Genomic DNA, 12,790 nt, shown 5'->3' on the forward strand with positions numbered 1-12,790 from the left:
CGGTCGGCCCACCCTATCCCCGGCCGCCGACACACCTCCAGCGAGCCGCGCGGGGCGCCCGGCCGGGCGGCGGGGGGCCGGGGGAGCACCCCGGCGGTGCCGCCCCGGAGCCAGGCCGACACCGCCGGTTCCGCCGGCGGGGGATCAGTTCGCGGACACCTCGGCCGGCAGCTCAACCGGGACCACCGTCGCCTCGATGTCGGCGCGCAGGGCGGCGATCCGCCGGGCCAGCTCGGCCACCACCCCGGCGAAGGGCACCTGCGTCGTGACCCCGGTCACCCGGTCCCGTATCTCGGCCGCGCCGTCGGCGACGCTGCGCCGGCCGATGGTGAGCCGCAGCGGCAGACCGATCACGTCCGCGTCGGCGAACTTGACGCCGGCCCGCTCGGCCCGGTCGTCGAAGAGCACCTCCACTCCGGCCGCCCAGAGCTCGTCGTAGACCCGCCGGGCCAGCTCACCGGCGGCGGACGCCAGGTCGTCCAGGAGGGTGAGGTGCACCTGGTACGGCGCGATGGTGACCGGGAGCCGCAGCCCCCGCTCGTCTCGGTGCTCCTCCGCGAGGCAGGCGAGCAACCGCCCCACGCCGATGCCGTAGCAGCCCATGGTCACCGGCCTACGCTGGCCGTCGGCGTCCAGGTACTCCGCGCCGAGGGCGGTCGAGTAGCGGGTACCGAGCTGGAAGATCTGCCCTACCTCGACCCCGCGGGCGGTCCGCAGTTCACTACCGCACTCCACGCAGGCGTCACCGGCACGGGCGGCGGTGATATCGCCGACGTGGTCGGCGACGAAGTCCCGCCCCACGTTGACGTTGCGTAGGTGCACGCCCTCCCGGTTGGCGCCCGCGACCAGGTTCGTGGACGCGGCGACCAGCTCGTCAACGACGACGGTCACGCCCGTCACCCCGACCGGCGAGCCATAACCGGCCACTGCGCCCACCTTGGCGATCTCCTCCTCGGTCATCGGGCGCAGCTCCGCCGCCTGCACCAGGTTGCCGATCTTGGTCTCGTTCGCCTCCATGTCGCCCCGGACGACCGCCAGGATGAACTCGGTGCGCACCGTCTGATCGCGCTCCTCCCGCGACGCGGCCAGGAAGATCGCCTTGGCGGTCTCGGCCGCCGGCACGCCCAGCGCCGCCGTCAGCGCCGCGATGGTGGTGGCCCCCGGGGTGGCGATCTCCGCCAGCTCCGCCCACGGCGCGGTGGACGGCGCCGGCTTGCCGAAGGTGGCGGCCTCCCGGTTGGCGGCGAAGCCACAGGAGTCGCAGATCAGCAGGGTGTCCTCGCCGATCGGGGTGAGGTACACGAACTCGTGGGCCAGGCTGCCGCCCATCATGCCCACGTCGGAGCGGACCGCCGCGACCGGCAGCCCGCACCGCCGGAAGATGGTGAAGTACGCCTGATACTGGGTCCGGTACCGCGCCGCCAGCCCCGCCGCGTCCACATCGAAGCTGTACGCGTCCTTCATGACGAACTCCCGTACCCGGATCAGGCCGGCCCGCGGACGCGGGTCGTCCCGGAACTTCGTCTGCAGCTGAAACACCAGCCGCGGCAGCTGGCGGTAGGACTCGATCTCCGACCGGCCGAGGAACGTCACCAGCTCCTCGTGGGTCATCGCCAGGACCAGGTCCCGGCCGCGACGATCCCGGAAGCGGGCCAGCTCCGGGCCGACCGTGAAGTAGCGGCCGGACTGCTTCCACAGCTCGGCCGGATTCACCACCGGCATCGAGACCTCCTGTCCCCCGACGCGCTCCAGCTCCGCGCGCAGCACGGCCTCGATCTTGCGGATGGTGCGCCAACCGAGCGGAAGATAGGCGAAGATGCCCTGCCCGACCTGCCGCAGCATGGCGGCCCGCTGGAGCAGTTGGTGTCCCTCCGACTCGGAACGTCCCGGCGCGGTGTGCAGGGTGGCGCCGAACATGGTCGACATTTTCATGGCTGTGCCCTCACAAATCGAAAATGGCGCTGCTCCCGGGTTACGAAATGCCCGGGTCTGTGCGGTGAATGACCTCAGGGTGCGAGCGGGGGAAGACGGAAAGGCGGCGAGCGCGAAGGGACCGAGCCGCCGGAAGGGGGCCTAGGCGCCGGAAGGGGCCGAGCCGCCGGAAGGGGTTGCCGGCGCGGACACCCGCCGGCGACGGAGCGTCGCTCAGCGGGGCGCCGGCGGAGTAGGTCGAGGCGCTGGCGGGCCGGAGGGCACGCCGAGCACCGGGCTCGGCCCGCCCTGCTCGATGCCGCTCATCAGCGCCCCACCCTCCACATCAACCACTGCGACTGTAGCGGAAACTCTCCCGGCCGTCGGCGCAGTTCCGGCGGGCGAACCCGGAGCGACCGGTTCCGGCGCCGGCCCGGGCCGGGAGCAGCGCCGGTCCGGCGAGATAGCATCGTCGACCGATGGATACCGTGGCGGGGATGCACTGGCGCCGGCCCGGGCCGACCCCGGAGCAGCAACGGCGGGACCTCTTCGTGGGGCTGGCCGTGACCGTGCTGGCGATAGCCAGCCTCACCCTCACCCGCGGCGCGGGTCTGTTCCTGCTCGGCCCGCCCCCGTCGTTCCCGGAACAGCTGCTCTGGGCCGTCGCGGTGGGCCTACCGCTGATCTGGCGGCGGCGATTCCCGGTAGCGACGATGCTGGTCATCTCGGTCGCGTTCGTCGCGGCACAAGTCCGCGCCGCACCGGAGACGCAGGTCACCACGGGGGTGCTGTTCACGGCTCTCTACACCGTCGGCGCCTGGGGACAGGACCGCCGCCTGGCCCGTCGGGTGCGGATCGGCGTGATCGCCGCCATGTTCGGTTGGCTGGGCATCTGGTACTCGATCCGGCTGCGCAGTCTGCTGGCGGACCCGCCGCCCGAGGCGTTCGCCAACGCCGTGGGACCGATTCCCCCGCCGATCGCCGCGGTGCTCAGCGGCGCACTCGTCAACATCCTGTTCTTCGGGCTCGCCTACTTCTTCGGTGAGATCGCCTGGCTGGCCGCCCGACGCGAGCACGAACTCCAGGCGCAGGCCGATGAGCTACGCCGGTCGCAGGCCGAGGTCAGAGCGCACGCCGTGATCGGGGAGCGGGTGCGGATCGCCCGGGAACTGCACGATGTCGTCGCCCACCACGTCTCGGTGATGGGGGTGCAGGCCGCCGCCGGCCGCCGGGTCCTCGACCGGGATCCGGCCAAGGCCCGCACCGCGCTGGCTGCGGTCGAGGAGTCGGCGCGCACGGCGGTGGACGAGCTACGCCGGATGCTCGGCGTCCTGCGGGCCCGCGACCACGAGCCGGACACCGTCGAACCGCCTCCCGGAATCAGCCGGGTCGCCGCCGTGGTCGAACGGGCGCGCGAGACCGGCCTCGGAGCCACGCTGGGGGTGTACGGCGACCCGGTGCCGATCCCGGAGTCGATCTCCCAGGCGACGTACCGGATCGTGCAGGAAGCAGTGACGAACACGCTCAAACACGCCGTTGCGGCGACCACACTGGACATACGGATCCGCTACCTGGCGCACGAGGTGGAGGTGGACGTGACCGACGACGGCCGCAGCAGCGGTACGACGAATGCCGACGGGGTGGGCCTGGTCGGTATGCGCGAGCGGGTCGCCACCCACGGTGGCACGCTGGAGATCGGCCCCCGCGCCGTCGGCGGCTGGCGGGTCCGGGCCCGCCTCCCGCTGTCGCTGACCGAGCGGCAGGCGGCGTGACCGCGGCGCCGGCGACGAGCCGGGCCATCCGGATCCTGCTCGCCGACGACCACCACCTCGTGCGTACCGGGTTCCGGGTCATCCTCGAGGTGGAGGACGACATCCAGGTCGTCGGGGAGGCCGCGGACGGCGAGCGGGCGGTGAGCATGGCGGGGGCGCTCCGCCCGGACGTGGTCCTGATGGACGTGGAGATGCCCCGGGTCGACGGGCTGGAGGCCACCCGACGGATCGTCGCGGACCTGGCCCGACCGCACGCTCCGGCCGTGTTGATCCTCACCACCTTCGACCGGGACGACTATCTGTTCGCCGCGCTGCGCGCCGGAGCCAGTGGATTCCTGCTGAAGAACGGCACGCCGGAGGCGCTCGTGGCGGCGATCCGGGTGGTCGCCCGCGGCGATGGCCTCATCGCCCCCGAACTCACCCGGCGAGTGATCGCCGCCTTCGCCAAGCCGGGCGGCGAACCAACGACGGCAGCCGGGGCGCTGCCAGACCTCACGCCACGCGAGCACGAGGTGCTGGTTCTGGTCGCCTCCGGGGCGAGCAACGCCGAGATCGCGGCCACCCTCCGGCTCGGCGAGGCGACCGTGAAGACCCATGTCAGCCGGGTGCTGGTCAAACTCGGCCTACGGGACCGGGTGCAGGCGGTGGTCTTCGCGTACGAGCACGGGGTGGTGCGGCCGGGCAGGTGACCCGCCTCCGTCGCGGGGTGGAGCCGGTCGTCCACCTACCGGGGGACGGAACGGGCCGCGAGGTGATCTAGCGTTGCCAGCGTGACGAACATGCTCCGACTCGACGGCGTCGACCGCAGCTTCGGTGGCCGCCGCGTGCTCCAGAATGTGTCCTTCGACGCGGAGGCCGGTCGGATGACCGGCTTCGTCGGCGGCAACGGTGCCGGCAAGACCACCACGATGCGCATCATCCTCGGCGTGCTCGCCGCCGACGCCGGCCAGGTGACCTGGCGGGGGGCGCCGCTGACCCGGACGGTCCGTCGGCGCTTCGGGTACATGCCGGAGGAACGCGGCCTGTACCCGAAGATGGCGGTCCGGGAACAGCTCTTCTACCTGGCCCGGCTGCACGGGATGACCGCGCCGGCGGCGGCGCGCAGCACCGATACGTTGCTGGAGCGGGTCGGTCTCGCCGACCGCGGCAACGACCTGCTGGAAAAACTGTCGCTGGGCAACCAGCAACGGGCCCAGATCGTCGCCGCGCTGGTCCCCGACCCCGAGGTGCTGGTGCTCGACGAGCCCTTCTCCGGCCTCGACCCGCTGGCCGTGGACACGGTCGTCGACGTGCTGAAGGAACGGGCCGCCGCGGGGGTGCCGGTGCTTTTCTCCAGCCACCAGCTGGACGTGGTGGAGCGGCTCTGCGACGACCTGGTGATCATCAGCGCGGGGACGATCCGCGCCGCCGGCAGCCGAACGCAGCTGCGGGCCACGCACACCGCACCCCGCTACGAACTGGTGGTGGAGCACGACGCCGGCTGGCTACGCGACCACCCGGGCGTGACCCTGGTCGAGCTCGAGGGCGCCCGCGCCGTGTTCGAGTTGCCCCGGGGGGCCGATGAGCAACCGGTACTCCACGCCGCGCTCGCCCGTGGACCCGTCCGCGGGTTCCGACCCGTCGTCCCGTCGCTGGCCGAGATCTTCCGAGAGGTCGCCCTGTGAACACCCTCGCCGCCACCCAGCTGGTCGCGGCCCGCGAAGTCCGGGCCAAGCTGCGCGACCGCACCTTTCTCCTCAGTACGCTGATCTTCCTGCTCATCGCCGCCGCCGCGACGACGCTGCCGTCGCTACTGTCCGGCGGCCCCGCCACGGTGGCCGCCACCCCGGCGGTCTCGGCCGAACTGCGCGCCGCCGGACTCGAGGTCCGCGAGGTACCCGACGACGCCGCCGCCGAACGGGCGGTTCGGGACGGCGACACCGACGCGGCGGTGGTCGCCGGGCCCACCGTGCTCGCGCGGGAGAAGGCCCCCGCCGACGTGGTGGCGGCGCTCAGCGTCGAACCGCCGGTACGGTTGCTGAACCCCACCCCGGCGGAACCACCGGGAGCCGCACTGGTGCCGTTCATCTTCGCGTTCGTTTTTCTGCTCACGTCCCAGACCTTCGGCGTACAGATCGCACAGAGCATCATCGAGGAGAAGCAGACCCGGATCGTCGAGATCCTGGTGGCCGCCGTGTCGGTACGAGCCCTGCTCCTCGGCAAGATGATCGCCGGCACCGTGCTGGCCCTGGGTCAGATCGCGCTGGTGGCGCTCGTCGCGGTCGTGGGCCTGCGACTCTTCGGTGACAGCGAGCTGCTGAACCTACTCGGGCCGGCGATCGGCTGGTTCCTGCCGTACTTCCTGCTCGGCTTCGTCCTGATCGCCGCCCTGTGGGCGGCGGCCGGCGCCCTGGTCAGCCGGCTGGAAGACATCGGCACAGTGGCCATGCCGGTCCAGTTGGTGGTGATGATCCCGTTCTTCGGGGTGATCTTCCTCAGTGACAACGCGTTCGCCATGCAGGTGCTGTCCTACGTGCCGTTCTCGGCGCCGACCGCGATGCCGCTCCGGCTGTTCACCGGGGACGCCGCCGGCTGGGAACCTCCGCTGTCCCTGGCCCTGCTCCTGGTCACCGCGCTCGCCGTCCTGGCCGCCGGTGCCCGGGTGTACGAGGGGTCGCTGCTGCGGACCAACGGCAACACCTCGCTCCGGACGGCCTGGCGGGAACGAGAGACAGTGGGCTGAAATCCCACCCCGAAAAAAGCGCACCCCGTGGGTCCGGCCCGGGCCGGATCCACGGGGTGCGCGCGACCAGCGGCGGGTCAGCCGAGTCGCGCAAGCAGCTCGTCGGAGGCGTCGAAGTTCGCGAAGACGTTCTGCACGTCGTCGCAGTCCTCCAGCACATCGATCAGCTTGAGGACCTTCCGAGCGCCCTCCTCGTCCACCGGGACGCTCATGCTCGGGACGAGCGAGGACTCCGCCGACTCGTACTCGATGCCGGCGTCCTGCAACGCGGTACGCACCGCGACCAGGTCACCCGGCTCGGAGAGCACCTCGAACGCCTCACCCAGGTCGTTGACCTCCTCGGCACCCGCGTCCAGGACGGCCAGCATCACGTCGTCCTCGGTGGTGCCGGCCTTGGCCACGATCACCACGCCCTTGCGGTTGAACAGGTACGACACCGAGCCGGCATCGGCGAACGAGCCGCCGTTACGGGTCAGGGCGGTCCGCACCTCGGTGGCGGCGCGGTTCCGGTTGTCGGTCAGACACTCGATCAGCAGCGCGACGCCACTGGGCCCATAGCCCTCGTACATGACTGTCTGGTAGTCGGCACCACCGGACTCGAGGCCGGAGCCCCGCTTCACCGCGCGGTCGATGTTGTCGTTGGGGACCGAGCTCTTCTTGGCCTTCTGGATCGCGTCGTAGAGCGTCGGGTTACCGGCCGGATCACCGCCGCCGGTCCGCGCCGCGACCTCGACGTTCTTGATCAGCTTGGCGAACATCTTGCCGCGCTTGGCGTCGATGACCGCCTTCTTGTGCTTGGTCGTCGCCCACTTTGAGTGGCCGGACATCCGCTACCTCCGTTGCTACCCGCCGTCTACCTCGACCGCACCGCACTCGCCCGCTCCCGCCGACGTACGCGGAGGGTGCCGGCCGGCTCTGGTGGAAGCCGCGGCGGAGAGCTGGCCCTGCCGAATCCCGGCAATCCTACCGGTGGCCCGCAGCCGTGCGTGAGCGCCGCACGACACCGCCGGGTCGCGCCGGGGGTGGCACGACCCGGCGGGGCTCGCCCGACCCGACCGGTGGCCGCTCAGATCGCGGCGCGGACCAGGTCCGCGAAGTACGCGTGCAGGCGCCGGTCGCCGGTCAGCTCGGGATGGAACGCGGTCGCCAGCAGGTTTTCCTGACGGACCGCGACGATCCGACCCGCCGCCGGGCCCTCGGTCACCGTACCGAGTACCTCGACGCCCCGGCCGACGCGCTCGACCCACGGCGCCCGGATGAACAGCGCGTGGAGCGGGCCGCCGTCGATGCCGGCCAGGTTCACCGGCGCCTCGAACGAGGCGACCTGCCGCCCGAACGCGTTGCGTCGAACGGTCATCTCGATGCCGGCGAAGCCGCGCTGGTCAGCACGGCCGTCGAGCACCTCACTCGCCAGCATGATCATGCCGGCGCAGGAGCCGTAGACGGGCATGCCGGCGGCGATCCGCTTGTCGATCGGCTCCCGCAGCTCGAAGAGGTCGGCCAGCTTGCTGATCGTGGTGGACTCGCCCCCCGGAATGACCAGCCCGTCCACCGTCTCCAGCTCCGTGGGGCGGCGGACCGGGCGGGCGTGCGCGCCCGCGGCCGCCAGGGCGGCCGTGTGCTCCCGGACATCGCCCTGCAGCGCGAGCACCCCGATGACGGGTGCCGTCATGTTCGCTCCTTCCGGAGGGTGCCGGGCAGCCCCGGCGGCCAGACCGCCGGCGTGGACCGGGCTACCTCGCGGGGCGGCGCACCGATCGGCCGGGGCTGAGCTCCCCTCACCAGCCGCGCTCGGCCAGGCGATCCGACTGCGACAGGGTGCCGGCGTTGATGCCGACCATGGCCTCGCCGAGCCCGCGGGAGACCTTGGCCAGCGTCTCCGGGTCGTCGTGGAAGGTGGTGGCCTTGACGATCGCGGCGGCCCGTTGGGCCGGGTTGTCGGACTTGAAGATGCCGGAGCCGACGAAGACCCCCTCGGCGCCGAGCTGCATCATCATGGCGGCGTCGGCCGGGGTGGCGATACCACCGGCGGTGAAGAGCACCACCGGCAGCTTGCCCGTCTCGGCGATCTCCTTGACCAGTTCGTACGGGGCCTGGAGCTCCTTGGCGGCCACGTACAGCTCATCGGTGGGCAGGGACTGGAGCCGGCGGATCTCGGCGCGGATCCCCCGCATGTGGGTGGTGGCGTTGGAGACGTCGCCGGTGCCGGCCTCGCCCTTCGACCGGATCATGGCCGCGCCCTCGGTGATCCGCCGCAGCGCCTCGCCCAGATTGGTCGCGCCACAGACGAACGGCACCGTGAAGGCCCACTTGTCGATGTGGTTCGCGTAGTCGGCCGGGGTCAGCACCTCCGACTCGTCAACGTAGTCGACACCGAGCGACTGGAGGATCTGCGCCTCCACGAGGTGACCGATCCGGACCTTGGCCATGACCGGGATCGAGACCGCCGCCATGATGCTGTCGATCATGTCCGGATCGCTCATCCGGGAGACCCCGCCCTGGGCCCGGATGTCCGAGGGGACCCGCTCCAGGGCCATCACCGCGACCGCACCGGCGTCCTCGGCGATCTTGGCCTGCTCCGCGGTGACCACGTCCATGATCACACCGCCCTTGAGCATCTCGGCCATTCCCCGCTTCACGTGCGCGGTGCCGGTGACCGGGGCGTTGGTGGAAGAATTCGAAGTCTGGGTATCGGGCACGGTTCATCGCTCCTAGGGACGTGCACGCGAGTGGCTGGTGCGAATGCTACGAGGAGCCACCCCGGCAGCCCGACAGCCAATCAGACCCATGGTGGCCTGCCCTGTGTCCGCCATCACGTACCCGGTCAGTCCTCGACCATGCCCTCCGGGGCGGCCAGCGTTGGTTCGTCGATGTCGAAGTACCGCGGCCACGGGCGCCGCCGCCCCATCCGCAACAGCCGGACCAGTGGCCGGCCCCGGGCCGCGCGGGCGTCCCGAACCAGATCCGTGTGCACCTGGCGGGCCAGGGCCAGCCGCCGGCTGGCGGCGATGACGGCCTCGGTGTCCGGATCGCCGGGCTCCAGCTGCAACGCCCGCAGCTGCCGGGTGAGATCGTTCTCGGCGGCCTCCCGCTCGTCCGGCCGCACGTCCAGCGCGACGCGGGCCGCCGCGTACAACTCGACGCCGTAACGACGTTCGGCGAGCACCGCGGCGGTCGCCGCCCGCCGCAGCAGGTGGGCGTCGAGCGCCCGGGCCGCGAGCTCCGCCCGGTCCTGCAACCGCTCGACCCGGCCGGCGGTCCAGACAAGGTACGTCGCCAGCAGCGCGGCGACCAGCGTCGCACCCACCAACCACCACATGCCCGGCATCGTAGTGCTGCTCCGTTCCCTCCGCCGGCCTCCCCGCTACCTCCGCCCCACCGGTCAGCCCAGCCCCACCCACTCCTGGTCGATCACCCGGCCGTCAGCGGCCTCAATCGCGGCGGCGTACACCTCGAGAATCCGGCGGGCAACCGTGGGCCAGTCAAACGTCGCCACCACCTGATCCGCGTAGGCGGTCAGCTCGGTCCGCGCGTCCGCGTCGTCCAGGAGGTCGGCCAGCGCCGCCCGCAGCGCCGCCGAGTCGCCGGTGCGGAACAGCCGCCCGGCCCGGCCCCGGTCCAGCACCCGGCGAAACGCGTCGAGATCGCTCGCCACGACCGCGGTCCCCGCCGCGAGCGCCTCGGTGAGGATCATGCCGAACGACTCCCCGCCCGTGTTCGGTGCCACGTAGAGGTGAACACTGCGCAACATGCGCGCCTTGTCCGCCTCGGAGACCAGCCCGAGAAAGGTGATGCGGTCCCGCAGCTCGGCCGGAAACTGGTCGTACAGGTCGGCCGGATCACCGGGGCCGGCGACCAGCAGGCGCAGCCCCGGACGCTCACCGGCCAACGACACGAACGCGTCCCGCAACACCGGGAAGCCCTTGCGGGCTTCGGTGAACCGGCCCAGGAAGCCGATCGTGCCGCCGTCACCGGGCGTGCACGAGCCCGGCCAGCCCGGCAGCGGCTCGGCATCGGCGAACTTCGCGACGGCCACCCCGTTCGGGATCTCCACCGCTCCGCCGTCCATGTGCTCCACCTGCACCTTGCGGGCCAGGGCACTCACCGCGATCCGGGCGGTGATGCGCTCCAGCACGATCTGGAGCACCCCCTGGGCGGCGGCGAGCACCCGGGAACGCGTCATCGCCGTGTGGAAGGTCGCCACCACCGGCCCCCGCGCGCAGAGCACGGCGAGCATCGACAGGCTCAACGCCAGCGGCTCGTGCACGTGCAGCACGTCGAAGTCGCCCCGGTTGATCCAGCGGCGGACCCGGGCGGTGGAGACCGGGCCGAAGGCGATCCGGGCCACCGAGCCGTTGTACGGCAGCGGAACCGCCCGACCCGCCGGCACCACGTACGGCGGTAGCTCCGACTCCTCGTCCGCGGGGGCCAGGACGCTCACCTCGTGCCCGAGCCCGATCAGCGCCTCGGCGAGATCCATCACGTGGTTCTGCACGCCACCGGGCACATCCAGGGAGTACGGGCACACGATGCCGATCCGCACGTTGGCGCCCCTCCCCTCAGACCTGTCCGGTAGGCGGCGAGGGCCGCGCCGCGCCGTTCGGTGTGGCACGCTGGTCCAGCCACATCCGTTGCAACATGTGCCAGTCTTGCGGATTGCGGGCCACGCCCGCCGCCAGCTGATCGGCGACCCGCTGGGCCAGTATCCGCACCCGTACGTCGAGCGGGCCCTGCTCGGGATCCGGCAGCTCCAGTGGCCCCTCGATCCTGGCACACGCGACCTCCGGCTCGTACCACAAGGAGGCGACGTAGAGCGGCGCACCGGTGCGCAGCGCCAGCAGGGCCGGGCCGGGCGGCATCCGGGTGGCGGAGCCGAAGAAGTCGACCGGCACGCCCCGGGCCGAGAGGTCCCGGTCGGCGAGCAGCGGCACCACGTAGCCGGCGTTCACCCGGTCAACCAGCACGTCGAAGGCGGGCCGTTCGCCACCGTGGGTGGGCAGGATCTCCATCCCCAGACCCCGCCGGAACGCAAGGAAGCGCTGGTAGATCCCCTCGGGCTTGAGCCGCTCGGCGACGGTGGCGATCGGCCAGCCCATCGCCGCGACCCAGGCACCCGCCATGTCGTAGTTGCCGGAGTGCGGCAACGCCACGATCGCGCCCCGGCCGGCGGCCACATCCGCGGCGAGCAACTCCTGGCCCTCGAGCCGGAATTCGGCGAGCAGCCGAGCCCGGCTCAGCGTCGGCAGCCGGAACGTCTCCATCCAGTACCGGGCGTAGGAGCGCAGCCCGGCGCGAACCAGCCCGTCCAGCTCGGCCTCGGAAACCTCCGGACCCACCACCCGGCGCAGGTTGGCGCGGAGTCGCGCCGCGCCCCCACCACCGCGGCGGTGGGTGTGGTCGGCGCCCGCCCGGAAGACGGCGGCCGCCACCGGCCGGGGCAGTGCGCGTACCGCACGCCAGCCCGCGAGGTAGGCCAGCTCGGTGAGGTTCATCGGCGCCACCGCTCGAACGCCCTCACCTCGGTCCGCCCGGGGCGGTGGGGAGCTGCTGGGCCTGCCGGTACACGTGGGCCATCCGCTGCCCCACCGTGAAGATCGAGACCGCGGCGAGCAGCCAGAGCGCGACCGGCAGGGCGACCTTCAGGCCCAGCCCGGCCAGCAGGCCCCCGACACCGACGATCAACAGCCGCTCCGTACGTTCGGCGATGCCCACGTTGCAGGTCAGGCCAAGCCCCTCGGCCCGCGCCTTCACGTACGAGACGAGTCCACCGGCGGCCAGACAGAGCAGCGCGGCGGCGAGGCCCGCATGGTTGCCCTCGGTGGCGAGGTAGTAGGCCACCGCACCGAAGACCGCGCTGTCGGCGACCCGGTCCATGCTCGAGTCGAGGAACGCCCCGAACCGGGTGGAGCCACCGCTCATCCGGGCCATCGTCCCGTCCAGCAGATCGGTGAGAGCGAAGACGGTGACGATCAACGCGCCGGCGACGAGATGACCGCGGGCTCCGAAGCCGAGCGCTCCGACGAGCACCCCGAGGGTGCCCGTCACAGTAACCGTGTTGGGGGTCACGCCCGCACGGAGCAGGCGGCGCGCGACCGGTTCGACGACGCGGGTCATGCCCGCACGGGCCGTCACTTGGAAGATCTTCGCCATGGCGGTCCCACGATAACGGTCCGGTGCCGCCAGCGGTACGGACGGTCGGGCGACCCGCCCGGGGGAACTTGTGTCGTACCGCCCTCGGGGTGTCTGATCGACCCAGAAAGGTGAGGCAGCTCACCGCTCCGCCTATCCCGTTCCCGCTTGGCAGCAGCACCCCGGAGGATATCGCCGCGCACCCGCCCCAGGCCGCTTTCTCTCGCGCGCGGCGGTCGCCACCACACACCCGGCT

The 12,790-nt window shown here is 72.0% G+C and carries 12 protein-coding genes; 4 read left to right on the forward strand and 8 right to left on the reverse strand.

The genetic code is table 11. From position 1 onward, the window contains the following. Positions 1 to 144: 144 nt before the first annotated feature. The gene (locus tag H0524_RS15075; RefSeq protein WP_180199268.1) at positions 145 to 1,926 is read right to left on the reverse strand and encodes a proline--tRNA ligase; all 1,782 of its coding nucleotides are present in this window, start codon (positions 1,924 to 1,926) and stop codon (positions 145 to 147) included. A 464-nt stretch (positions 1,927 to 2,390) separates the two neighbouring features. On the opposite strand from H0524_RS15075, the gene H0524_RS15080 reads away from it, so the two are divergent. The 4 genes from H0524_RS15080 to H0524_RS15095 all read left to right on the forward strand — a co-directional run bounded on the left by H0524_RS15080 (position 2,391) and on the right by H0524_RS15095 (position 6,405). Next, complete coding sequence (locus tag H0524_RS15080) at positions 2,391 to 3,683, forward strand: sensor histidine kinase (RefSeq protein WP_180199198.1); 1,293 nt, start codon at positions 2,391 to 2,393, stop codon at positions 3,681 to 3,683. Continuing rightward, on the forward strand, positions 3,680 to 4,372 hold the full coding sequence (locus H0524_RS15085) for a response regulator transcription factor (RefSeq protein WP_018725616.1): 693 nt from the start codon (positions 3,680 to 3,682) through the stop codon (positions 4,370 to 4,372). The genes H0524_RS15080 and H0524_RS15085 overlap by 4 nt, the downstream gene beginning before the upstream one ends. A 90-nt stretch (positions 4,373 to 4,462) precedes the next feature. Beyond that, on the forward strand, positions 4,463 to 5,347 hold the full coding sequence (locus H0524_RS15090) for an ABC transporter ATP-binding protein (RefSeq protein WP_180199269.1): 885 nt from the start codon (positions 4,463 to 4,465) through the stop codon (positions 5,345 to 5,347). Then, positions 5,344 to 6,405, forward strand: a complete 1,062-nt coding sequence (locus H0524_RS15095) for an ABC transporter permease (protein ID WP_180199199.1) — start codon at positions 5,344 to 5,346, stop codon at positions 6,403 to 6,405. Before H0524_RS15090 ends, H0524_RS15095 begins: the two co-directional genes overlap by 4 nt. A gap of 77 nt (positions 6,406 to 6,482) precedes the next feature. On the opposite strand, the gene H0524_RS15100 is transcribed toward H0524_RS15095, so the two are convergent. From H0524_RS15100 to pgsA, 7 genes are all read right to left on the reverse strand, one after another. Continuing rightward, positions 6,483 to 7,232: a YebC/PmpR family DNA-binding transcriptional regulator gene (locus H0524_RS15100; protein ID WP_018725613.1), complete on the reverse strand. Its 750-nt coding sequence runs from the start codon at positions 7,230 to 7,232 to the stop codon at positions 6,483 to 6,485. Between the two features lie 239 nt (positions 7,233 to 7,471). After that, on the reverse strand, positions 7,472 to 8,077 hold the full coding sequence (pdxT, locus tag H0524_RS15105) for a pyridoxal 5'-phosphate synthase glutaminase subunit PdxT (protein WP_018725612.1): 606 nt from the start codon (positions 8,075 to 8,077) through the stop codon (positions 7,472 to 7,474). Between the two features lie 106 nt (positions 8,078 to 8,183). Then, positions 8,184 to 9,104, reverse strand: a complete 921-nt coding sequence (gene pdxS / locus H0524_RS15110; protein ID WP_180199200.1) for a pyridoxal 5'-phosphate synthase lyase subunit PdxS — start codon at positions 9,102 to 9,104, stop codon at positions 8,184 to 8,186. 125 nt (positions 9,105 to 9,229) lie between these two features. Continuing rightward, positions 9,230 to 9,724 (reverse strand): hypothetical protein, encoded by a 495-nt coding sequence (locus tag H0524_RS15115; protein ID WP_180199201.1) that lies wholly within the window; start codon positions 9,722 to 9,724, stop codon positions 9,230 to 9,232. Positions 9,725 to 9,787: 63 nt separating this feature from the next. Beyond that, entirely contained in the window at positions 9,788 to 10,948 is a 1,161-nt protein-coding gene (locus H0524_RS15120) for a glycosyltransferase family 4 protein (protein WP_180199202.1), read from the reverse strand. Positions 10,949 to 10,964: 16 nt separating this feature from the next. Continuing rightward, positions 10,965 to 11,897, reverse strand: coding sequence for a phosphatidylinositol mannoside acyltransferase (locus H0524_RS15125; protein ID WP_180199203.1), 933 nt, complete (start codon positions 11,895 to 11,897; stop codon positions 10,965 to 10,967). 22 nt (positions 11,898 to 11,919) lie between these two features. Further along, a complete protein-coding gene (gene pgsA / locus H0524_RS15130; RefSeq protein WP_180199204.1) occupies positions 11,920 to 12,555 on the reverse strand; it encodes a phosphatidylinositol phosphate synthase in 636 nt (211 codons plus the stop codon). Positions 12,556 to 12,790 lie beyond the last annotated feature (235 nt).

Origin of the sequence: Salinispora sp. H7-4 (assembly GCF_013416675.1) — a bacterium.
In the GTDB taxonomy this organism is placed as follows: Bacteria; Actinomycetota; Actinomycetes; order Mycobacteriales; family Micromonosporaceae; genus Micromonospora; species Micromonospora vitiensis.